The sequence below is a fragment of the Pseudonocardia sp. C8 genome, from assembly GCF_014267175.1.
GTDB lineage: Bacteria > Actinomycetota > Actinomycetes > Mycobacteriales > Pseudonocardiaceae > Pseudonocardia.
Genome location: NZ_JACMTR010000002.1, coordinates 1355637 through 1377840, shown reverse-complemented (window position 1 = coordinate 1377840; position 22204 = coordinate 1355637). Strand labels below are relative to the sequence as shown.

The following is a 22204-nucleotide window of genomic DNA, read 5'->3' as shown; positions in this document are numbered from 1 at the left end:
ACCGGAGGCCGGGCGGCAGGTTCCCGCTCGACCTCGAACCTAGTGTCGAAGCACGTTCATGGTGCGATCTTCACTGCTGGCTCATGACTGGTCGACCTTGCTTTCTTCCGATGACGGGACCGGGAGGCTCCCGGTCCCCTGCTGATCCTGTACCCATCGCCGTACGGCGCCGGTCTCCGGCTTGCCCCGGAGGCGCAGCGCCCGGGCGAACGCCGAGCGGCGCTCGGCTTTGTCCAGGCACCCCGGCACCGGGTGCAACCAGGCACCCCGGCCGGGGAGGCGGCGACGCGGATCCGGGACGAGACGTCCGTTCTCCGCGACCACCCGCAACAGTGCGGCGGCCCGTTCCCGGGTCCGGCACCCCACACAAGTCCGGATCGGAACCGACCGGGTGCGAGCGGGCGACGGTCCGCGACCGCGGGCCGCCTGTGAGTGTAGCGCAGCGTCGTCGTCCGGCATTCCCTCGCCCGGCCCGTGGCCGGACGCCTGCGCCCTCCCGGCTACGACGTCTCCTCGACCGGGTCCCCGTCCGGGCCGACCGGGGAGCGCGGGTCGGCGTCGCTCCGGATGTCGATCTTCCAGCCGGTGAGCCGGGCGGCGAGCCGGGCGTTCTGCCCCTCCTTGCCGATGGCCAGCGACAGCTGGAAGTCCGGGACGACCACGCGGGCGACCCGGGCCCGCTCGTCCAGCACCGTGACCGAGACCACCTTCGACGGCGAGAGCGCGTTCCCGACGAACTCCGCCGGGTCCTCGGACCAGTCGATGATGTCGATCTTCTCGCCACCGAGCTCGCCCATCACCCCGCGCACCCGCGCGCCCATGGGGCCGATGCAGGCGCCCTTGGCGTTGAGCCCCGGCCGGGTGGACCGGACGGCGATCTTGGACCGGAACCCGGACTCGCGGGCCACCGACACGATCTCCACCGAACCGTCCACGAGCTCCGGCACCTCGAGCGCGAACAGCTTGCGCACCAGGTTGGGATGCGTCCGGGACAGCGTGATCGACGTCCCGCGCGGGCCGCGGTTCACCCCGACCACGTAGCAGCGGATCCGGTCGCCGTGCCGGTAGACCTCGCCGGGCACCTGCTCCGCGGCGGGCAGCACGGCCTCGGTGCCCCCGGCACCGCCCAGCTCGACGACGACCACACCGCGGGCGTTGGCGCGGGCGTCGCGCTGCACGATGCCCGCGACGACCTCGCCCTCCTTGGTCGAGAACTCGCCGTAGGTCCGCTCGTGCTCGGCGTCGCGGAGCCGCTGGACGATCACCTGCCGGGCGGTGGCGGCCGCGATCCGGCCGAAGCCCTCGGGGGTGTCGTCGAACTCGGGCCCGGGGGTGCCGTCCTCGGCCCGGTCGGCGGCGTCGCGGGCCATCACGCGGACGACGCCGGTCTTGCGGTCGATGTCGATCCGGGCGTCCGGGTGGTGGCCCTCGGTGTGCTTGTACGCGGTCAGCAGCGCGGTCTCGATGGCCTCCAGCACCGTCTCGAACGGGATCTCCTTGTCCCGCTCGATGGCCCGCAGTGCGGGGATGTCGACGTTCACCGGTTCTCCTCGTTCGCGCTGGTCTCGCTGGTCTCGCCGGCACCCGGGTCGAGCAGGGCGGTCTCGGCCTTCGGTGCCGCCTTGAACTCCACCTGCACCTGGGCGTGCTTCACGTCGCTGTAGGCGATCTCGCGCAGCTCGGGCCGCGGTCGGCCGGGCACCGCCACCTGCACCCGCTCGTCGCCGGCCCGGCCGATCCGGGCGTCGAGGCAGCCGCCGTCGGCGAGGGTGATCCGGGCCAGGCGCAGGAAGTTCCGCCGCCAGTGGCGGGGGCGGGTGAGCGGCCGGTCGACACCGGGCGAGGTGACCTCGAGCGTGTACGAGCCCTCGATGAGGTGCTCGTGCGCGTCGAGCTCGGCCGCGGCGGTCCGGCTGAGCCGGGCGATCTCGTCCAGGTCGATGCCGGTGGCGGCCGACCCCTCCGGCAGGTCGACGACGAGCTTGACCGCGTGCCGCCGGCCGGCGGTGCGGACCTCCACGGCGTCGATCTCCAGCCCGGCGTCGGTGACGACGGGCCCGAGCACTCCGCGCAGCTGGTCGGCCAGCTGTGTGGGGTCCGTACTGCGCATCGGGTGCTTCTCCTCGTGGTCGCGTTCGTCGCCGGCCGCCGTCGCCTGGCCGTCGCCGGCCGCGCCCGGGCACCGCCGCGGGGGCGGCTCGGCTCGGATGCGGGCACCGTCACGGGCGGCGGACGCCGGCCCGGACGACGGCAGGGACGGCCGACGAGCCTAGCGCGTTCGTCCCCGTCCGCGTCGGCCGCGGTCGGCGACGGTGCCGGGCGGGGTCGCCCGGTCGGTGCACCGGTGCCCGGGCCGGGCTGGCAGCATGACCGTTCGTGAGGGACCGGAGACCAACCGTGCGCGCGTTCACCCGCCGCCAGGTGCTGGTGACGGCGGCGGCCGCCGCCACGCTCCCGCCGGCCCTCGCGGCCTGCTCACCGGGCGCCCCCCGCCGCGACGACGCCACCGACGCGCTGCTGGCCATGGCCGACGGGGCCCGGCGGGACGCGGCGCTCGTGGCCGCGGCCGTCACCGGGGACCCGGGCCTGGCCGGGCGGCTGGAGCCGCTGCGGGCGGCCCGGATGGAGCACGCCGCCGCGCTCGACCAGGCCGGGGGGCGGGCGCCCGGCTCGGTGCCCGTGCCCGCGACGCCGCCGGCCGCGGACCTGGCCGCGGTGCGGGACTCGGTCGCCGCGTCGGCCCGCACCGCGGGCGAGGTCGTCCCCCGGGCGTCCGCCCAGCAGGTCGGGCTGGTGGCCGAGGTGGCCGCCTGCTGCGCGACCTACGCGGCGGTGTTGCAGCGGTGAGGGCCCCCGCGCAGGAGCAGGACGAGCCGGCCGTCCCCGCCGTGACGGTGGAGGCGCTGCAGCGGGCGCTGGCCAGCGAGCACGCGGCGCTGTGGGCGTACAAGATGGCCGTGGCGTTCGTGCCGCCCGACTGGGCGGCCCGGGCCCGGGCCGACGTCGAGGCGCACACCACGCTGCGCGGGCAGGTCAACGAGACGCTGACCCAGCTCGGCCAGCGGCCGATCTCCGCGCAGCCGGCCTACGCGCCGCCGCAGCCGGTGGTCGACGCGGCGTCGGCCGGGGCGCTGCTGGTGGCGGCCGAGACCGACGCGATCGCCGCCTGGCGGTCGGTGACCGAGCGGTCCACCCAGGTGCCGCTGCGGCAGGCCGGGCTGCGGGCGATGATCGAGTGCACCGGGCGGCTCGCCTACTGGCGCACCGTGACCGAGCGCACCCCGGTCGTGCCGGTGTTCCCGGGCCGCTCCTGACCCGCGCCGGTCAGGACCGCAGCACGCGCGCGGCCAGCTCGACGTCGGACCCGGTGTTGGCCAGGTGGAACGACAGTCGCACCGCGCCGTCCCGGACGGCCGCGGCGATCCCGGCGGCGGCCAACCGCTCCGCCGCGCCGCCGGCGCGCACGGACACGATCGCCGACCCGGCAGGTGGCATCCCGAGCCGCTCCCGGAGGCCGTCGGCGAGCCCGACGCAGTGCGCCCGCAGCGCCTCCGGGTCCAGCGAGGCCAGCCACGGCACCGTCACCGCCGAGCCGGCCTGCGCGAACCACACCGGCGCCTCCTCGCCGCCGGCCGGTCCGGGCCGGGCCGGTGGGTCCGGCGTGTACAGCCCGGAGCCCCAGCGGTCGCGGGCGCCGTACCAGCCGGCGCCGTGCCGGACGACCTCCGGCCACCGCTGCCCGCCCGGCGGCCCGTCCACCCAGGACGGCCGCTGGGCCAGCCATGCGGTGCCGCGCGGCCCGAGCAGCCACTTGTAGCCGGCCCCGACGACGGCGTCGGCCCGGTCGAGCCGCAGCGGCAGCCAGCCGGCCGCCTGGGTGACGTCGAGCAGCACCCGCACGCCGTGCCGCTCCCGGGCGGCCCACAGGGCGTCGAGGTCGGCGATCCGGCCGTCGGCGGACTGCACCACCGAGACGGCCACGAGGTCGTGCTCCCCGGCGTGCGCCGCGAGCTCGGGCAGGGGCACCTCGGTGACCCGCACCCCGCGGTGCGCCTGCCCGGCGAACGGCCGGGTGACCGACGAGAACTCGCCCGCCGCGACCAGCACCCGGGTGCCGTCCGGGACCGCCGCCGCGAGCGGCCCGATCAGCCCGGACGCCGTCGCGCCCTGGGCCACGTCGGCGACCGGCACCCCGGTGATCGCCGCGAACCCGGCGCGGGCGGCCTCGACGTCGGCGTCGAACTCCGCGGGTGCGGTGCCGGCGGCCGCCCACCGCCGCACCACCTCGGCGACCGCCGCGGACGCGCGCAGCGGCGGGACGCCGATGCTCGCCGTGTTGAGATAGCCGGGCCGCCGGGGCAGCTCCCACCCGAAGACCGTCACCGCAGGTTCCACGCTGCCCGAACCTACCGACGGTCCTAGGTTGGACGGCGTGCACAGCGAGCTGATCGAGATCCGCACCGGTTCCGAGGAGACCGTGGTCGACCTGACGAGCCGGATCGAGGGGTTCCTGTCCGACAGCGGCGCCGGGGACGGCCTGCTCAACGTGTTCGTCCCGCACGCGACGGCCGGGATCGCCGTGATCGAGACGGGCGCGGGCAGCGACGCCGACCTGCTGGCGCGGCTGCGGGAGCTGCTGCCCGCCGACGAGCGGTGGCGGCACCGGCACGGCAGCGTGGGGCACGGCCGTGACCACGTGCTCCCGGCGTTCGTGCCGCCGTCGACGACGGTGCCGGTGCTCGGCGGCCGGCCCGCGCTGGGGACCTGGCAGTCGATCTGCCTGGTCGACACCAACGTGGACAACCCGACCCGCTCGGTCCGGCTCTCCCTGCTGCCGGGCTGACCGGCGCACCGGAGCCGCCCGGCGACGGGGCCCGGCCGCCCGCCGTCCCGCCGATCGGGGGCAGGCGACACCGACGTACGCTGCGCCGGTGACCTCCGGCCGGACGACGACCCGCCGTCCGGGTGCGGCACCCCAGGCCGGCCCGCACGGCTCCGCCCCCGATCCCGGGCGCCGGTTCCGCCCGGTGCTCGCCGCCGTCGTGGTGCTGCTGCTCCTCGCCGGGGCGGCCGCCGCCCTGACGACCGGCCCGGGGCCCTCCCCCGGGCTCGCCGAATCTCCCGAGCCCGCGGCCGACGCACCTGCCGCCGACGCGCCCGCGGCGCGGTCCGATGCGTTCGCGGTCACCCCACCCGCGGGCTGGACCGCCACTCGCGCCCAGGCGCCGCCGCTGGACGTCTTCGGGGTGCCGTTCGTGCGGCTGGCCGAGGTCCCGCCGTTCTCCGCCGGGCAGTGCCCGCTCGGTGCCGCGCCGCGCGGGGTCGCCGCGGCCGCGCTCGTCGCCGTCCCGGCGGGGACGACGGTGGAGCAGGCCGCGCAGGCGTTCGCGCGCGGCGCCGGGGAGTCGGCCTACGCCGGGGCCGCGCCGCAGGTGGCCGTCGGTCCGGCCGCCCCGCGGCCCGCCGCGGAGGGAGCCGAACCGGGGTTCTGGGTGGAGGCGACCGTGCGCACCGACGGCACGGCGAGCGGGGTTCCCGGATGCCGGGCGACCGACGGCTCGGTGGGTGTGCTCGCGGTGCCCCGCACGCACGCCCAGGACGGGTCGACCGGCGTGGCGATGCTCGTCGTCGCCGCGGACGCCGGGGGCGGGCCGGGCGACCCGGTCCCGGGCGATGACCTCACCGCGCTCGAGTCCTCGGCCGTGCGCCCCGGCCCCTGAGGAACGGCGCCCGGGTCAGGCGCCGCGGACGATCCCGGCCACGTGCGCGGCCATCCCGTCCCGCGGGATCTCGGTGCGCTCCCCCGTCGCCCGGTCCTTGATCTCGACCGTGCCACCGGCCAGCCCGCGCCCGACGACGACGATCGTCGGGACGCCGACCAGCTCCGCGTCGGCGAACTTCACCCCGGGGCTGGCCTTGCGGTCGTCCAGCAGCACCGACAGGCCCTGGGCCTCCAGCTCCGCGGCCACCGCCTCGCCGCCCTCGAGGAGCTCCGCGGACTTCCCGGCGACGACGACGTGCACGTCGAACGGCGCCACCGACCGCGGCCAGACCAGGCCGTGCTCGTCGTGGCACTGCTCCGCGATCGCGGCGACCAGCCGGGAGACACCGATCCCGTAGGAGCCCATGGTGATCCGGACCGGCTTCGCGTCCGGGCCGAGCGCGTCGAGGGAGAACGCGTCGGCGTACTTGCGGCCCAGCTGGAAGATGTGGCCGATCTCGATGCCGCGGGCGGCCTCCAGCACGCCGGTCCCGTCCGGCGACGGGTCCCCGGCGCGCACCTCGGCGGCCTCGATGGTGCCGTCCGGGGTGAAGTCCCGCCCGCACACCAGGTCGACGACGTGGTGGTCGGCCTTGTCGGCGCCGGTCACCCAGGCGGTGCCGGTGACGATCCGCGGGTCGACCAGGAACCGGACCCCGTTGGCGGCCAGCGCGCCCGGGCCGATGTAGCCCTTGACCAGGAACGGGTGCCGCGCGAAGTCGGCCTCCTCGAGCAGGGCCACCTGCGCGGGCTCCAGCGACGCCTCGAGCCGCTTCATGTCGACCTCGCGGTCGCCGGGCACGCCGATGCCGAGCAGCTCCCACTCGTCCGAGCCCGGTTGCTTGATCTTGACGAGCACGTTCTTCAGCGTGTCCGCCGCGGTGAACGTCCGGTCGGTGCCGATGCTCGTTCCGCTGACGCTCCTCTCGGCATGGGCGTTGAGGTAGTCGACCAGCGTCTCGATGGTCGGGGTGTCCGGCGTGTGGTGCACCTGCGCGGCCGGCAGCCCCTCCAGGGGGATCTCCGGCGGCGCGGGCGTGGTCACGGCCTCGACGTTCGCCGCGTAGCCGCCGGGCCCGCGGACATAGGTGTCCTCACCGGTCTCGGACTCGGCCAGGAACTCCTCGGACGCCGACCCGCCCATCGCCCCCGACGTGGCCGAGACGATCACGTACTTCAGGCCGAGCCGGTCGAAGATCCGCACGTAGGCGTCGCGGTGCTTGCGGTAGGACTCGCCGAGCCCCTCGTCGGACAGGTCGAACGAGTACGAGTCCTTCATCAGGAACTCGCGCCCGCGCAGGATGCCGGCGCGCGGCCGCTCCTCGTCCCGGTACTTGGTCTGGATCTGGTACAGGATGACCGGGTAGTCCTTGTAGGACGAGTACTCGCCCTTCACCGCGAGGGTGAACAGCTCCTCGTGGGTGGGGCCGAGCAGGTAGTCGGCGCCCTTGCGGTCCTTGATCCGGAACAGGGCCGGGCCGTACTCGGTCCAGCGGTTGGTCGCCTCGTACGGTTCCCGCGGCAGCAGCGCCGGGAACTGGATCTCCTGGCCGCCCATGGCGTCCATCTCCTCGCGCACCACGTTCTCGATGCGGCGGAGCACCTTGAGGCCCAGCGGCAGCCAGGAGTAGCCACCCGGGGCGACGCGACGGACGTAGCCGGCGCGGACCAGCAGCTTGTGGCTGGGCACCTCCGCGTCGGCCGGGTCCTCGCGCAGGGTGCGCAGGAACAGCGACGACATCCGGGTCAACACCCGGGTCAGGGTAGCGAGCGGAGCTTGCGGAGCTCACATCGGCACCGAGCGCAGCTTGCGGAGCTCACATCGGTACCTCGCGCGATGGGGGTGCTTCGTCCCGGTGCACCGGCGGGAACAGCGGCCCGCGTCCCGGGCGTTTCCCGGGCATGGGAGACGAACAGTACGAGCTGCTCGAGAAGGCCCGGCAGGGCATCCTGGCGACGATCAAGCGCAGCGGGATGCCGCAGCTGTCACCGGTCACGCCGTACTACGACCGCGCCGCGGGCACGATCCAGGTCTCCATGACCGACGGCCGGGCGAAGACCGCCAACCTGCGTCGCGACCCGCGGGCCGCACTGTCGGTGGAGAGCGAGGACGGTCGGGCCTGGGCCACCGCGGAGGGCCCCGTCGAGCTGATCGGACCGGACGACTCCCCCGACGGCCCCGCCGTGCAGGCCCTCGTCGACTGGTACCGCGCGGCTGCCGGCGAGCACCCGGACTGGGACGAGTACCGCGAGGTCATGGTGCGCGACCGGCGGGTGCTGATGACCATGCACGTGCAGCGGGTCTACGGCGAGCGGGTCGGCTGATCACGTCCCGGTGCCGGCCGCCCGGCCCAGCACCGCGAGGAACGCGCGCAGCGCCGGGTTGGGCCGGCCCGGATTCCACACCACCCGCATGGTCAGTCCGAGCGGCTCGGCCAGCGGGAGCCGGGCCACTCCCTCGGCGTGCACCACGCCGACCTCGCGCGGCACCAGCGCCACCCCGACCCCGGCGGCGACGTAGCCGATCTGGTCGGCGTACCCACCGGTCGTCGTGACCAGGCGCGGGGAGAACCCCGCCGCCGCGCACGCGGTGATCACCAGGTCGTAGTTCTCCGGTGCGGCCTCGCGCGGGAACAGCACGAGGTGCTCCCGTGCGAGCTCGCGCAGTGCCACCGGGCCGGTTCCGGCGAGCCGGTGGTCGTCGGGCACCGCGAGCTCCAGCTCGGTCTCCCACAGGTCGGTGCCGTGCAGTCCGGTCGACGGGTGCGGAGCGGCGGTGAGGAACCCGGCGTCGAGCCGCCCGGACCCGAGCAGGTCCAGCAACGGCGCCGAGTCCGAGCGGTGCAGGCTGACGAGGACGTCGGGGTGCGTCCCGCGGAACGCGCGCAGGCACCCCGGCACCGGCCCGAGCAGCGCGAGCGGGATGACCCCGATCCGCAGGCTGCCCGTCTCGCCGCGCCCGGCCGCGGTCGCGAGCCGTTCGATCGACCGGACCTGGTCGAGCAGCTCCGCGGTCTGCTCGAGCAACCGGCGGCCGACCTCGGTCAGGGCCACCGGCCGCGACGTCCGGTCCACCAGCGGTGCCCCCACCTCCGCCTCCAGCCGCTGGATCTGCTGGGACAGGGCCGGCTGGGAGATGCGGAGCCGTTCGGCGGCACGGCTGAAGTTCCCGTCCTCGGCGAGCACGCGGAAGTACTCCAGACGCCGGGTCTCCACGCCCCTCACTATAAGCAGATCATGTGATCGTCAACGGAATCAGTATTGGACTCGATGATTCCTCCGCTGCTGCACTGCCTCGCACGAGTGAGGGCGACCACAGCAGGAGGACGCGATGGCCTGGCGGCTCGGCGTCGACACCGGCGGCACGTTCACCGACGTCTGCCTGTTCGACGAGGACAGCGGCACGTTCACGATCACCAAGGTGGCCAGCACACCGCACGACCCCGGCGAGGCGGTGCTCGCCGGGGTGCGCCGGATCCTGGAACGCGCCGGGGCCGGGGTCGACGGGATCGGGCACTTCGCGCACGGCACGACCGTCGCCACCAACGCCCTGCTGCAGGGCCGCGGCGCGCGGACCGGGCTGCTCACCACCGAGGGGTTCGCCGACCTGCTCGAGCTGGCCCGCCAGCGCCGGCCGAAGCTGTACGACCAGACCGCCCGCAAGGGCGACCCGCTGGTGCCCCGGCACCGCCGGCTCGAGGTGACCGAGCGGGTCCGCCACGACGGCACGGTCGCCGTTCCCGCCGACCGCGCACAGATCCGGGACCAGGTGCGGAAGCTGCGCGACGAGGGGGTCGAGGCGGTCGCGGTCTGCCTGCTCTACAGCTACCTGTCGCCGGCCCACGAACGGCTGGTGCGGGAGGTCGTCGCCGAGGAGCTCCCGGAGGCGTTCCTGTCGGTGTCGAGCGAGGTGCTGCCCGAGTTCCGGGAGTTCGAGCGGCTGTCCACCGTGGTCACCAACGCGTTCATCGGCCCGGTCATGTCGCGGTACCTGTCCCGCCTGCGCACGCGGCTCGCGGACGCAGGGCTGGCCTGCACGCCGCAGGTCACCCAGTCGAACGGCGGCATGATGTCGTTCCCGGCCGCCGAGGCACTGCCCGTCCGGACGGTCCTGTCCGGGCCGAGCACCGGCGTCGTGGGTGCCACGAAGGTCGCCGCACAGTGCGGGCACCCCGACCTGATCACGTTCGACATGGGCGGGACGAGCTCCGACGTCGCGCTGGTCGCCGGCGGGGTACCCGGCACCGCTCCCGGCATGGAGATGGACGGCCGCCCGATCCAGGCCCCCATGCTGGACATCCACACGGTCGGAGCCGGCGGCGGATCGCTGGCCTGGATCGACGCCGGCGGGCACCTGAAGGTCGGGCCGCAGAGCGCAGGAGCCGACCCCGGCCCCGCCTGCTACGGGCGCGGGAACGACGAGCCGACCGTCACCGACGCCAACGTCGTCCTCGGCGTGCTGAACCGGACCCACCTGCTCGGCGGCACGATGGAGATCGACGCCGACCGCTCGTTCGCCGCCGTCGACCGGCTCGCGGCCCGGCTCGGCATGTCCCGGGAGGCGACCGCGCAGGGCATCGTCGACGTCGTCGTCGCGAGCACCGCCCGGGCGATCCGGGTGATCTCGGTGCAGCGCGGGCACGACCCGCGCGACTACGCACTGGTCGCGTTCGGCGGTGCGGGCCCGCTGCACTCGTCGCGCCTGGCCCGCGAACTCGGCATGACCCGCACGCTCGTCCCCCAGAAGCCCGGCGCCCTCTCCGCGCTCGGGATGCTGATGACCGACCTCCGCAGCGACACCTCCCGGACCCGGATCCTTCCCCTCGACGCCGCACGGGCCGCCGACTTCGACGCCGTGCAGGCCGAGCTCCGCGCCGAGGCCGCCCGCTGGTTCGCGCACGAGGGTGTCGCCGAGCACGACCGGGCGCTGCGGGCCGTGATCGACGTGCGCTACGTCGGCCAGAACTACGAGCTACCCGTTCCGGTGCCGCCGACGCTGGACGAGATCGCGCTCAAGACGGCCCGGGAGGCGTTCGACGAGCTCCACGAGCAGCGCTACGGCTACGCCGTCCCCGACGAACCGGTGGAGGCGGTCACGTTCCGGCTGGAGGCCACCGGCCGCACGCCGCTGCTGAGGTTCGACCGGGCCGAGCCCGGCGGCGCCGACCCGTCCGCGGCCCGGGCCGGGACGCGACCGCTGTACCTGCCGGAGCTCGGACGTCACGTCGACGCGCCGGTCTACGACCGCGGTCTGCTCCGGCCGGGCCACGAGTTCACCGGGCCGGCCACCGTCGAGCAGTACGACGCGACGACGCTGGTGCTCCCCGGCGAGCACGTCCGCGTCGATGCCACCGCCACGCTGGTCACCACGCTCGGGAGGGCCTCATGAGCACCCTGGATCCGGTCCGCGTCGAGGTCATCGGCTCGGCGCTCGCCTCGGTCGCCGAGGAGATGGGCGAGATGCTGGTCAAGGCCTCGTACTCGCCGAACATCAAGGAACGACGCGACTGCACCACCTGCATCTTCGACGCCCGCGGCCGCACACTGGCCCAGGCCGAGCACATCCCGCTGCACCTCGGCTCGCTGATGGGCATCGTCGCCGCGATCACCGAGCGGTACGCCCCCGACGAGATCCACGACGGTGACACCTTCGTCGGCAACGACCCGCACACCGGCGGCGGCACCCACCTGCCCGACATCGTGCTCGCCACCCCGGTGTTCCACGACGGCGAGCTGGTCGCGTGGGTCACGAACCTGGCCCACCACGCCGACTTCGTCGACCGCACGCACGCGCACATCTTCGTCGAGGGCATCCGCATCCCCCCGGTCCGGTTCGCCCGCGGCGACGTGATCGAGCGCGACGTGCTGGACCTGATCCTGCTCAACTGCCAGGTCCCGAAGGAGCGGATCGCCGACTTCCGCGCCCAGCTGGCCGCGAACCGGCTCGGGGTGCGGCGGGTACGCGAGCTGTGCGACCGCTACGGTGCCGGCACCCTCACCGAGGCGGGTGAGCTGCTGATGGACCACACGGAGCGGATGATCCGGGCCGGGATCGCCGGGATCCCGGACGGCACCTACGCCTTCACCGACGTCTTCGACTCCGACGAGCACGACGGCGAGATCGAGCTCGGCGTGCGGATCACCGTCCGGGGTGCGGCGATGGAGCTGGACTTCGACGCGCCGCCACAGCTGCCCAACAGCCTCAACATGGTGCGGACCGCGCTGCTGGTCACCGTGTTCTACGCGGTGAAGACGATCGTCGGACCGGACGTCCCGGCCAACGACGGGATGTTCCGTCCGCTCACGGTCACCGCACCGGAGGGCTCGCTGCTGCAGTGCACGCCCCCGGCCGCGGTGAACAACCGGATCCTCGCCTGCCAGCGCGTGGTCGACCTGGTGCACGGCGCGCTCGCGCAGGCCGTACCGGACCGCGTGCCGGCGGCCGGCAACGGCGCGGTCACGGCGCTCACGTTCTCCGGCACCGATCCCCGCACCGGCGAGTTCTACGTCTACCTCGAGACGGTCGGCGGTGGGATGGGCGCCGGCGCGACCCACGACGGTCTGGACGGGGTCCAGGTGCACATGACCAACACCTCGAACCTGCCGGTCGAATGCCTCGAGTCCGAGTACCCGCTGACGGTCCGCCGTTACGAGCTGGTGGACGGTTCCGGTGGTGCCGGGCGGACCAGGGGCGGCATGGGGATCCGGCGGGTCCTGGAGGTCGGGCACGACGACTGCCGGGTCGAGGTCTCCACCAGCCGGCTGCTGTCCCGGCCGTGGGGCCTGGCCGGCGGCGAGCCCGGAGCCTCCACCCGGGTGGACGTGCTCGACACGACCGGTGCGGTGACCGGCCGGTCCAGCAGCGCGACGACGCTGCACCACGGCGAGGCCGTCGACGTGCGCACTGCCGGCGCGGGTGGCTACGGTCCACCGTCCGAGCGGGCCGCGGAGCTCGTCGCCGCGGACGTGCGGGACCGCCGCCGGCCGGCCTCGGACCTCGAGCGGGTGGCCTCGTGAGCGCCCCCGCGACGACCCGGCTGCAGCCCGGGACGCCCGAGCACCGGCGCTCCTACCGGCGGGCGCTGACGGCGTCCTCCATCGGGTGGGGGCTCGACGGCTTCGACCACACGATGTTCCCGCTGGCACTGGGCGCGATCCTGGCGACCCTGGGCATCTCCACCGCGGCCGGCGGCACGGTCACCACGATCAGCCTGGTCGCCTCGGCGGTCGGTGGGATGGCCGGCGGTGTGCTGGGCGACCGGTTCGGCCGGGCGCGCACCCTGATCTGGGTGATCATCGGGTTCAGCGTGTTCACCGCCCTGACCGCGACCGCGCAGAACATCGAGCAGCTGATCGTGTGGCGGGTGCTGGAGGGCCTGTTCTTCGGTGCCGAGTGGCCGGTCGGGGTCGCGCTGCTGTCGGAGTACACCGCCCCGGAACGGCGCGGGCGGGTGATGGCGTTCATGCAGAGCGTCTACTCGATCGGCTGGGCGGCCTCCACGATCTCCTACTTCGCGATCTTCTCGTTGCTGCCGCAGGAGCTCGCGTGGCGGGTGCTGTTCCTGGTCGGGATCGTGCCCGCGCTGTTCGTGCTGTGGATCCGCCGCAACGTCACCGACGCGGTGCACCGGGAGCGGTCCCGGAGCGCGAACCCGTTCGCCGGGCTCGGTGCCCTGTTCGCGCCGGGTCTGCGCCGCACGACGATCGTGTCGACCCTGTTCATGGTCGGCGGGCACGGCAACTACTACGCGGTGGTGTCGTTCCTGCCGCTGTACCTGTCGACCGAGCGCGGCCTGCAGGTCTCCGGCACGACGACGTACCTGCTCGTGCAGATCGTCGGCGGGTTCGTCGGGTACGTGTCCAGCGGCTGGTTCCACGACCGGTTCGGCCGCCGTCCGACGCAGACCACGGCCTACCTGCTGGCGGTGTCGAGCATGGTGGCGTTCCTGCTGGTCCCGGTGCCGGCCCCGGCCGTCGGCTACCTGTTGATCTTCCTGGTGGGCATGTGCGTGTCGTCCTGTGCGGGCGGGCTCGGCGCGATCCTGTCCGAGCAGTTCCCGACCCGGGTGCGCTCGTCCGGGCTCGGCTTCTCCTACAACGTGGGGCGCGGGTTCGCGGCCCTCGGCCCGATGGTCATCGGGCTCATGGCCGCGTCCTGGGGCCTCGGCACGTCGGTGCTCCTGGTCGGCTCCGCCCTGGCAGGGCTGGCGACGGTGATGCTGTGGCTGATGCCGGAGACGCTCGGCAAGGAGATCGTGTGACGGTCGGCGGCAGGTACGACGTGGTCGTCGTCGGGCTCGGCGCGTTCGGCTCGCAGGCCCTCTGGCGGCTCGCCCGCCGGGGCCTGCGGGTCGCCGGGGTCGAGCAGTTCGGGCTCGCGCACGCGCTCGGGTCCAGCCACGGGGCGACCCGGCTGTTCCGGCTGGCCTGCCTGGAGCACCCCGAGCTGCCCGCGCTGGCCACGGCGTCACGACGGCTGTGGCGCGAGCTCGAGGCGGCGACCGGCACGGACCTGCTGCAGCAGACCGGCGGGATCATGATCGGGCCGCCGGAGGGGCGGGCGGTCGCGGGAACCGTGCGCGCCGCGGACCGCCACGCCCTCGCCGTCACCACGCTGTCCCCGGCCGAGGTGTCCGAACGGTTCCCCCAGCACGCCGGGCTCGCCCCGCACTGGGGTGGGGTGTGGGACCCCGACGCGGGCATCCTCCGCCCGGAAGCCGCGGTCCGGGCCGCGGTGGAGGCGGCCGGCGCGTCGGGCGCCACGGTGTTCGACGGTGTCCGGGTGCGGGCGATCGACCCGGACGGTTCCGGCGCGGTCGTGCGCACCGCCACCGGCGCGCTGCGGGCCGACCGGGTGGTCGTCTCGACCGGGGCCTGGCTGACGGCACTGGTCCCGGGCGTCGTCGCCGAGCCGGTCCGGGTCCCGCTGCTGTGGTTCGCGGCCAGGTCCGACCCGGCCGGGTTCACGCTGGACCGGTTCGGCGTGTTCATCCGGCACTACGACGAGGAGCGGACGATCTGGGGGCACGGAGCGACGCTCGGCGAACCGGCCAAGGTCGGCCTGTCCCCCGATCCGCGCCACCAGCCGCGGGTCGACCCGGATCACCTGGACCGCTCGGTCGACGCGGCGACCGACTGGGCCCACCTGTCCGCCGTCCTCGGGTCCGCGCTGCCCGGGCTGGATCCCGTCCCGGCCCGGGCCGCACCCTGCATGATCACGAACAGCGCGGACGGGCAGTTCCTCGCGGGGCCGGTGCCCGGCCGCCCGGAGGTGCTCCTGGCCGGGGCGTGCTCGGGCCACGGGTTCAAGCACGCGCCGGGAGTGGGCGAGATCGTCGCCCGCGCCGTCACCGGCGAGCCCCAGGAGGTCGAGACCGGCTACCTCGACCCGGCGCGCTTCGGCGGGGACCGGCCCGGTGGACGTTCACTCGCCGGGGCGGATCAGCTCGTCGTGGGGCGGACCGCCCAGCGCCCCGGCAGGTCGTAGAGCCATCCCGCGCGGACGGTGAGCAGGAGCCGCTGCACGCCCAGCGTCAGCACGACGGTCGTCGCGGTGACCAGGGCGACCAGCACGTACTGCGCCGGTGCCGGGAGGCGGACCCCGGCGAGCAGCGTGGTCAGCACGCCGATCACGAGGATGTTCGCCAGGTAGATCGGGAGCGTCCGGCGGCCCAGCCCGATCGCGACCCGGCCGATCCGCCACCGCGCGAGCTCGGCGGCGGCCAGCACGCCACCGGTGACGGCGACGACGTTCAGGCCGAACGCGACACCGGGGATGTCGCGCAGCCCGAACACCACCGACGCGGTGGCCGCGCCGGCGGCGACCACCGCGGCGACGAGCACCCGCAGCGGCGAGGTCGCGGCCGCCAGCCGCTCGACGAGCGCGCGGCCGTGCCAGCCGAGCACGAAGAAGAACGCGTAGCGGGACATGCTGCCCCAGGCGAAGGACGGGAACTCGAGCATCCCGGCCGCGGCCACGGCGCTGAGCACCCCGGTCGCGGTGAGCAGGACCGCGGCGGGGACCCGGCGCAGCAGCCGCGCCGCGACCGAGAACAGGGCCAGGGCGTACAGGAACCACATCGACGGCGCCGGGAGCAGCGGGCTCAGCAGCAGCCGTTCCCAGGTCTGCGTGGCGAGCGGGGGCGCGATCCCGTGAGGCAGCGCGGCCAGCACGGCGTACTGCAGGCACGTCCACAGCAGGTAGAGCCAGGCGAACAGCGCGACCCGCTTGTGCAGCAGGACCCGCCACGGCCGGTTCAGCACCGACGCCAGGAACAGGCCGGACGCGAGGAAGAACAGCGGCATCCGCAGCGAGGCGATCGCCGTGTTGAGCAGGTACAGCGGGCCGGGGACCAGCCCCTGGGGCTCCAGGAACATCACCGCGTGGTGCAGCACCACGAGGACGATGCAGAGCCCCTTCGCGGCGTCCACCCAGACGGTGCGGCCGGGTGCGCGGTCGTCACCGGGCCGTCGCGGGGGCGGGTAGGTGTCGGGGACCGTGCCGAGCGGTGCGGTCGGCGCGGTCCGGTCGGGCTCGGCTCGATGACGCGCCATGGGGGAGCTCCGGCGTCGGGGCCACGGACGGAGGAACCGTAGGACACCGAACCTGAGAGAACGCTGAGCGGAGCTTGCGGAGCGAACATCGATGCTGAGCGGAGCTTGCGGAGCGCACATCGATGCTGAGCGGAGCTTGCGGAGCGCACATCGATGCTGAGCGCCCTGGTCGTCAGGGGGCCGGCTCGTCGAGCAGCTCCCCGAGCAGCCCCGCGACGGTGGCGGTCTCGACCAGGAAGCCGTCGTGCCCGTACGGCGAGTCGATCACCTTGAGCGGGTCGGCGAGCGGGATGCCCTCGACCAGCTCCTCCTGCTCGGACATCGGGTACAGCCGGTCCGAGGTGACACCGGCGACGTAGGTCCGGGCCCGCACCCGGCTCAGCGCGGCGGCCGTCCCGCCGCGGTCGCGGCCGACGTCGTGGTGGTTCATGAGCTGGGTGAGCCGGACGTAGGACGCGGCGTCGAACCGCCGGACCAGCTTGGCCGCGTGGTGGTCCAGGTAGGACTCGACGGCGTACCGGCCCCCGTCGAACGGGTCCTCGCCGTGCTGCGGGTCGCGGCCGAACCGGGTCCCCAGCTCGTAACCGGACCGGTAGCTCAGGTGCGCGATCCGGCGGGCGACGCCGAGACCGCGCCACGGCCCCTCCGGGAGGAGGTGATAGTCGCCGCCGTGCCAGTGCGGATCGGAGCGGATCGCCGCGATCTGCGGGTTCGCCCAGCCGATCTGGTCCGCCGACGACGCCGCCGGCCCGGCCAGCAGGAACAGCCGCTGCACCCGGTCCGGCTCGGTCGCGGCCCATTCCAGCGAGCGCATCGACCCCATCGAACCGCCGATCACGCACGCGAACGCGTCGATGCCGAGCGCGTCGGCGAGGTGCTGCTCCGCGGCCACCGTGTCCCGCGCGGTGACCAGCGGGAACCGGCTCCCCCACGGCCGGCCGTCCGGCGCGGTGGACGCCGGCCCGGTGCTGCCCTGGCAGCCGCCGATCGCGTTGGGGGCGACGACGAACCAGCGCGCCGGGTCCAGCGGCCCGCCCGGTGTGATGAGCCCCGGCCACCACCCGGCCGTCGGGTGCCCGGGCCCGGCCGGCCCCTCGATGTGCGTGTCCCCGGTCAGGGCGTGCAGCACGAGGACGGCGTTGGAGCCGTCCGGGGCGAGCTCGCCCCAGGTCTCGTAGGACAGTCGGACACCGGGCAGCTCACCCCCCGCCTCCAGCTTGAGCGGGGCGGGCAGGTCGAGGAACCGGCGCCGGCCGGGGTCGTCTCCCTCCCGCCAGGCACCGCTGGCGGGAGGGAGACGGTCCGTGCTCGTCAAAGCTACTTTCACGCACCCTTCGACGCGCGGAACCCGAGATCCAGGTCGGCCTTGATGTCCTCGATGCCCTCCAGCCCCACCGACAGCCGGACCAGGCCCGGGGCGGCGCCGGCGGCCAGCTGCTCCTCCCCGGAGAGCTGGCTGTGCGTGGTGGACGCCGGGTGGATCACCAGGCTGCGGACGTCACCGATGTTGGCGAGGTGGCTGTGCAGCTCGAGGGCGTCGACGAACTTCCGGCCGGCCTCGACGCCGCCGCGCAGCTCGAAGGAGACGATCGCGCCCCCGCCCTTCGGCAGGTAGCGCTGCTGCAGCGCGTGCCACGGGCTCGACGGAAGGCCCGCGTAGTGCACCTTCTCGACCTCGTCGCGCTGCTCCAGCCACTCGGCCAGCGCCTGCGCGTTCTGGTTGTGCCGCTCGATGCGCAGCGACAGCGTCTCGATGCCCTGCAGCAGCAGGAAGCTGTTCTGCGGCGAGATCGCGGGGCCGAGATCACGCAGCAGCTGTACCCGCAGCTTGATCAGGTACGACTGCGCGCCGAGCGCCTCCCAGTAGTTCAGGCCGTGGTAGCTCGGGTCCGGTGTGGTGAGCCCCGGGTAGCGATCGGCGTGGGCGCCCCAGTCGAAGTTCCCGGAGTCGACGACGATCCCGCCGATGGTGGTGCCGTGGCCGCCGAGGAACTTCGTGGCCGAGTGGACGACGATGTCGGCGCCGTGCTCGATCGGGCGCAGCAGGTACGGCGACGGGACCGTGTTGTCGACGACCAGCGGCAGCCCGTGGTCGTGCGCGACCTGCGCGACGGCGGCGATGTCGAGCACGTTGCCGCGCGGGTTGCCCAGCGTCTCGCCGTAGACGGCCTTCGTGTTCGGCCGGATCGCGGCCTTCCACTCCTCGGGGTCGTCCGGGTTCTCGACGAACGAGACCTCGATCCCCATCTTCGGGAACGTGTAGTGGAACAGGTTGTACGTGCCGCCGTAGAGCGACGCGGAGGACACGATGTGCGAACCGGCCTCGGCGATGTTGAGCAGCGCCAGGGTCTGCGCGGCCTGACCGGACGCGAACGCGACCGCCCCGAGACCGCCCTCGAGGGCGGCGACGCGCTGCTCCAGCACGTCCTGGGTCGGGTTCATGATGCGGGTGTAGATGTTGCCCAGCTCGGCGAGCCCGAACAGGTTCGCGGCGTGCTCGGTGTCCCGGAACGCGTACGACGTCGTCTGGTAGATCGGGGTCGCCCGGGCGCCGGTGGTCGGGTCGGGGGAGGCACCGGCGTGCACCTGCTTGGTCTCGAAGGACCAGGAGGCGGTGGGATCGGTCATGAGGAACTCCTCGGTGTCGGCCGGCACCGCCGGCGGTCGGCGCCGATCGTGCGGGGATCGGCGCGTGGCCTCTGCGGCGTCGGCAGGTGGGGTCGTGGTCACGGGCGGGGGCCGGCGCGGAACGCCCGCCCCCGGACGAGCGCGGGGTCAGCGACAGGCGCGACAGGACGCACTCGTGATCCGCATGCAGTCGACGTGGAGGCGCGCCACCAGGCAGGTCACGGGGCCGAACCTAGTCGGGCACCCCACCCCGCACAACGCCCGGCCGGGGCCGGTGGGCCCACCGAGAGTGATCTAGGCTGGCCCGCCGTGCTCGTGCTGCTGCCGCCGTCGGAGACGAAACGTTCCGGAGGGGCCGGGGATCCGCTCGATCTTGCCGCCCTCTCCCACGACGCCGAGCTCGGGGCGGTCCGCAAGGAGCTGGTCGCCGAGCTGGTGGCGCTCGCCGCCGACCGGCCCGCCGCGATGCGGGCGCTGGGCGTGTCCGAGCGGCAGTCGTCCGAGATCGACCGCAACGCGGCGCTGTGGAACTCCCCGACCCTGCCCGCGCTGGACCGCTACATCGGGGTCCTGTACGACGCGCTCGACCCCGGGTCGTTCACCCGGGCCACCCGGGACCGGGCGCGGTCCCGGCTCGCGGTCTGCTCGGCCCTGTTCGGCCTGGTCGGCGCGGACGACCCGATCCCGGCCTACCGGCTGTCCGCGGGGTCGAAGCTGCCCGGGGCGGGCACCCTCGCGGCCCGGTGGCGGCCGGTGCTGGACCCGCTGCTGCACCGCATCTCCGGTGGCGAGCTCGTCGTCGACCTGCGGTCCGGCGGCTACGCGGCGCTCGGCGCGGTCCCGGGTGCGGTGACGGTGAACGTCCTCGCGGAGCGCGCCGACGGCAGCCGTTCGGTGGTCAGCCACCACAACAAGTCGCACAAGGGTGCCCTGGCACGCCTGCTCGCGACCTCGCGGGCCGAGCCGTCCGACGCCGGTGCGGTCGCCCGGATCGCCCGCCGGGCGGGGCACACCGTGGAGCGGACCGGTGACCACCTGGACCTGGTGATCCCGGCCTGAGCGGCGCTCGGCTCCCTCCCATCGGCCCCGCTCCACACCCGTCAGCCCCGCCTCACACCCGTTCGCCCTGCCTCACACCCTTTCGCCCCGCTTCACACCCGCAGCGACGGGTGTGACGAGCGGCGAACGGGTGTGCGGACCGCATCCCCGGCCGAACGCCGACGCCGCCGGGTCGCGAGGACCGCGCCGATCCGGTTCCGGCCGGCGTCGCGCGGAAATCCGGTGGCGCGGCGGCGTGGCGCCGGGCAGGGTGGCCGCAGCCGGAGGGACCGGTGCGCGGGACGACCGCGCGACGCGAGTGGGGAGGTGCGGACCGATGGCCGTCACCCGTGCCCGGGTGCGTGTCGCGCACCCGCTCCGCCCGTCCCCGCCCCGCGGCCGACCCGGGTAGCTCCCGAGGGCGCCGCGCGGCACCCTGCTGCCCTCCGGAGCCCGAGAGTGCATTCCTCCCGTCGGACCGAACCCGTCCGCCGCCGTCGCCGCCGCTTCGACGACGATCTCGCTGACGACGACCTTCCCATCCGACCGCCGTCCACCGTGGACGATCTGGACGGGCGTGCCGGGCACGACCCGGACGCCCCGCCCGAGGGCGACCGCTGGAGCACCTGGCCGTCGGTCCCGGCCGGGGCACGCGGCCCGCGCCCGTGGCCGCCCTGGCTGGTCACCGACGCCGGCGCCGTCGACCGGGACCGCGGGCTGCTCAAGACCGGCAAGGAGGCCGACGTCCACCTCCTCGAACGCGGCCTGCCCGGCCGTCCCGGCGTGCTGCTCGCCGCCAAGCGCTACCGCGACCCCGCGCACCGGATGTTCCACCGCGACGCCGGCTACCTGGAGGGACGCCGGGTGCGCCGGTCCCGCGAGACCCGGGCCATGGCGAAGCGCACGGCGACCGGCCGCGCGCTGATCGCCGGGCAGTGGGCGGACGCCGAGTTCGCGGCGCTGGCCCGGTTCCACCGGGCGGGCGCGCCCGTCCCCTACCCGGTGTCGGTCGCCGGCACCGAGGTGCTCCTCGAGTTCGTCGGCACACCCGACGGCGTCGCGGCACCGCGGCTCGCCGCGACCCGTCCCGGCCCGGACGAGCTGGCCGCGCTGTGGGGTGAGCTCGCCGGCGCGCTCGGGCTCCTCGCGGATCTCGGGTACGCGCACGGCGACCTGTCCGCCTACAACGTCCTCGTGCACGGCGGCCGCCCCGTCCTGATCGACCTGCCACAGGTGGTGGACGTCGTCGGGAACCCGCAGGGGCCGGCCTTCCTGGATCGCGACGTCCGGCGGATCGGGGAGTGGTTCACCGCCCGCGGGCTGCCTCCCGGGGCGCCGGAGCAGCTGCTCGCCGAGCTGCGCGAGCGGGCCCACCTGTCCCCGTGACGCCCACGGCGCGCCCACCTCGAACGCCGCGATCGATCAGCTCGATCCCACCCGGGAGGCGACGGGCCCGAACCCCACGCCACGGTCGATCAGCACGAACCAGCCCCCACCGGGGCGACACCGTGCTTCCCACCCGTCGACCACGAGTCGATCAGCACGCTGTCGCCCTCATCGGGGCGACAACGTGCATCCCACCCCTCGACCACGAGTCGATCAGCACGATGTAGCCCCGGGCAGGGCGACAACGCGCATCCCGAGCACCGCCCCCGGAGCGAACTGCACGTTGTCGTCCTCGTCGGGGCGACACCGCGCTACCCGAACGCCGCGCCCGGACCGGACCGGACCGCACGATTCCGCCCGCCGGGGACGACTGCCCGCGCTGCCGGGAGCCCGGGTCCGCGATCGCACGGTGAACGACCTCCCGCACGCCGTGCCGGCTGATCCGCAGGTGACGGCCCACACGGATCACGGGCCCGCTCCGGCCTGTAGTGTCGGTGGGCGAGCGCCCGGCCCCGAGTCGCCGGGCCGAACCTTCCACCACGGACTGCGCGCCGCGACAACGCCGAGCCGCGCACCCGGGCCCGTCGGCCGAGCACCCTCCCCCGTGAGGTCTCCGCGTGACGTGCCACGTCACGCAAGGAGACCTGTGTCCAGGCCCCAGTTCCAGCCGCCGTCACCCGCCGCGGACGCCCCCGAACGACGCCCGCGCCGCCGCGCCACCCGCCCGGCCGGGCCAAGTGCCGAGACTCCCGCGCCCCGGCGCGACCGGCACGCCGGTCCCGCGGAACGCGCGCCGCGTTCCGCGGAACGCGCGCCGCACCGCGACGGCGAGCACCG

Annotated in this window: 20 protein-coding genes; 11 read left to right on the top strand and 9 right to left on the bottom strand. The window is 74.7% G+C overall.

What is annotated here, in order from left to right; translation table 11 throughout:
- Positions 1 to 81 precede the first annotated feature (81 nt).
- The 3 genes from H7X46_RS07080 to rimP are packed head-to-tail and all read right to left on the bottom strand — an operon-like array spanning position 82 to position 2110.
- The gene (locus tag H7X46_RS07080) at positions 82 to 459 is read right to left on the bottom strand and encodes a YlxR family protein (RefSeq protein ID WP_186358636.1); all 378 of its coding nucleotides are present in this window, start codon (positions 457 to 459) and stop codon (positions 82 to 84) included.
- 41 nt (positions 460 to 500) lie between these two features.
- Positions 501 to 1541, bottom strand: a complete 1041-nt coding sequence (gene nusA / locus H7X46_RS07075) for a transcription termination factor NusA (RefSeq protein WP_186358635.1) — start codon at positions 1539 to 1541, stop codon at positions 501 to 503.
- A complete protein-coding gene (gene rimP / locus H7X46_RS07070) occupies positions 1538 to 2110 on the bottom strand; it encodes a ribosome maturation factor RimP (RefSeq protein ID WP_186358634.1) in 573 nt (190 codons plus the stop codon). Before rimP ends, nusA begins: the two co-directional genes overlap by 4 nt.
- Positions 2111 to 2397: 287 nt before the next feature.
- Between rimP and H7X46_RS07065 the strand changes: the two genes are divergently transcribed.
- Together H7X46_RS07065 and H7X46_RS07060 are read left to right on the top strand one after the other, a co-directional pair.
- Positions 2398 to 2847 (top strand): hypothetical protein, encoded by a 450-nt coding sequence (locus tag H7X46_RS07065; protein WP_186358633.1) that lies wholly within the window; start codon positions 2398 to 2400, stop codon positions 2845 to 2847.
- Positions 2844 to 3314 (top strand): ferritin-like domain-containing protein, encoded by a 471-nt coding sequence (locus H7X46_RS07060; RefSeq protein WP_186358632.1) that lies wholly within the window; start codon positions 2844 to 2846, stop codon positions 3312 to 3314. Before H7X46_RS07065 ends, H7X46_RS07060 begins: the two co-directional genes overlap by 4 nt.
- A 10-nt stretch (positions 3315 to 3324) precedes the next feature.
- Here H7X46_RS07060 and H7X46_RS07055 read toward each other — a convergent pair whose 3' ends face one another.
- On the bottom strand, positions 3325 to 4395 hold the full coding sequence (locus H7X46_RS07055; protein WP_370588647.1) for an aminotransferase class V-fold PLP-dependent enzyme: 1071 nt from the start codon (positions 4393 to 4395) through the stop codon (positions 3325 to 3327).
- 37 nt (positions 4396 to 4432) lie between these two features.
- On the opposite strand from H7X46_RS07055, the gene H7X46_RS07050 reads away from it, so the two are divergent.
- Positions 4433 to 4843 carry a secondary thiamine-phosphate synthase enzyme YjbQ gene (locus tag H7X46_RS07050; protein ID WP_186358631.1) on the top strand — a complete coding sequence of 137 codons (411 nt, stop codon included), beginning with the start codon at positions 4433 to 4435 and terminating at the stop codon, positions 4841 to 4843.
- 88 nt (positions 4844 to 4931) lie between these two features.
- The gene (locus tag H7X46_RS07045; protein WP_186358630.1) at positions 4932 to 5720 is read left to right on the top strand and encodes a hypothetical protein; all 789 of its coding nucleotides are present in this window, start codon (positions 4932 to 4934) and stop codon (positions 5718 to 5720) included.
- A 15-nt stretch (positions 5721 to 5735) separates the two neighbouring features.
- Here H7X46_RS07045 and H7X46_RS07040 read toward each other — a convergent pair whose 3' ends face one another.
- Positions 5736 to 7514: a proline--tRNA ligase gene (locus tag H7X46_RS07040; protein ID WP_186358629.1), complete on the bottom strand. Its 1779-nt coding sequence runs from the start codon at positions 7512 to 7514 to the stop codon at positions 5736 to 5738.
- Positions 7515 to 7663: 149 nt separating this feature from the next.
- On the opposite strand from H7X46_RS07040, the gene H7X46_RS07035 reads away from it, so the two are divergent.
- Positions 7664 to 8086 (top strand): PPOX class F420-dependent oxidoreductase, encoded by a 423-nt coding sequence (locus H7X46_RS07035; protein ID WP_186358628.1) that lies wholly within the window; start codon positions 7664 to 7666, stop codon positions 8084 to 8086.
- Here the strand turns inward: H7X46_RS07035 and H7X46_RS07030 are convergent, their stop codons facing one another.
- On the bottom strand, positions 8087 to 8977 hold the full coding sequence (locus H7X46_RS07030; RefSeq protein WP_186358627.1) for a LysR substrate-binding domain-containing protein: 891 nt from the start codon (positions 8975 to 8977) through the stop codon (positions 8087 to 8089).
- 115 nt (positions 8978 to 9092) lie between these two features.
- Between H7X46_RS07030 and H7X46_RS07025 the strand changes: the two genes are divergently transcribed.
- The 4 genes from H7X46_RS07025 to solA are packed head-to-tail and all read left to right on the top strand — an operon-like array spanning position 9093 to position 15248.
- Positions 9093 to 11150, top strand: a complete 2058-nt coding sequence (locus H7X46_RS07025) for a hydantoinase/oxoprolinase family protein (protein WP_186358626.1) — start codon at positions 9093 to 9095, stop codon at positions 11148 to 11150.
- The gene (locus H7X46_RS07020) at positions 11147 to 12778 is read left to right on the top strand and encodes a hydantoinase B/oxoprolinase family protein (RefSeq protein ID WP_186358625.1); all 1632 of its coding nucleotides are present in this window, start codon (positions 11147 to 11149) and stop codon (positions 12776 to 12778) included. The genes H7X46_RS07025 and H7X46_RS07020 overlap by 4 nt, the downstream gene beginning before the upstream one ends.
- Positions 12775 to 14022 carry an MFS transporter gene (locus H7X46_RS07015; RefSeq protein WP_186358624.1) on the top strand — a complete coding sequence of 416 codons (1248 nt, stop codon included), beginning with the start codon at positions 12775 to 12777 and terminating at the stop codon, positions 14020 to 14022. The genes H7X46_RS07020 and H7X46_RS07015 overlap by 4 nt, the downstream gene beginning before the upstream one ends.
- Complete coding sequence (solA, locus tag H7X46_RS07010; RefSeq protein ID WP_186358623.1) at positions 14019 to 15248, top strand: N-methyl-L-tryptophan oxidase; 1230 nt, start codon at positions 14019 to 14021, stop codon at positions 15246 to 15248. Before H7X46_RS07015 ends, solA begins: the two co-directional genes overlap by 4 nt.
- Here the strand turns inward: solA and H7X46_RS07005 are convergent.
- The 3 genes from H7X46_RS07005 to H7X46_RS06995 form a co-directional block, all read right to left on the bottom strand.
- Positions 15203 to 16315, bottom strand: coding sequence for an acyltransferase family protein (locus tag H7X46_RS07005; RefSeq protein ID WP_186358622.1), 1113 nt, complete (start codon positions 16313 to 16315; stop codon positions 15203 to 15205). The two genes, solA and H7X46_RS07005, sit on opposite strands and share 46 nt — an antisense overlap.
- Positions 16316 to 16487: 172 nt before the next feature.
- Positions 16488 to 17630: a homoserine O-acetyltransferase gene (locus tag H7X46_RS07000; protein WP_186358621.1), complete on the bottom strand. Its 1143-nt coding sequence runs from the start codon at positions 17628 to 17630 to the stop codon at positions 16488 to 16490.
- 8 nt (positions 17631 to 17638) lie between these two features.
- On the bottom strand, positions 17639 to 18943 hold the full coding sequence (locus H7X46_RS06995; RefSeq protein ID WP_186358620.1) for a bifunctional o-acetylhomoserine/o-acetylserine sulfhydrylase: 1305 nt from the start codon (positions 18941 to 18943) through the stop codon (positions 17639 to 17641).
- A gap of 309 nt (positions 18944 to 19252) precedes the next feature.
- Between H7X46_RS06995 and yaaA the strand changes: the two genes are divergently transcribed.
- Both yaaA and H7X46_RS06985 read left to right on the top strand, forming a co-directional pair.
- Entirely contained in the window at positions 19253 to 20002 is a 750-nt protein-coding gene (gene yaaA / locus H7X46_RS06990) for a peroxide stress protein YaaA (RefSeq protein ID WP_186358619.1), read from the top strand.
- A gap of 537 nt (positions 20003 to 20539) precedes the next feature.
- On the top strand, positions 20540 to 21367 hold the full coding sequence (locus tag H7X46_RS06985) for a serine protein kinase RIO (RefSeq protein ID WP_370588646.1): 828 nt from the start codon (positions 20540 to 20542) through the stop codon (positions 21365 to 21367).
- The last annotated feature ends 837 nt before the right edge of the window (positions 21368 to 22204 follow it).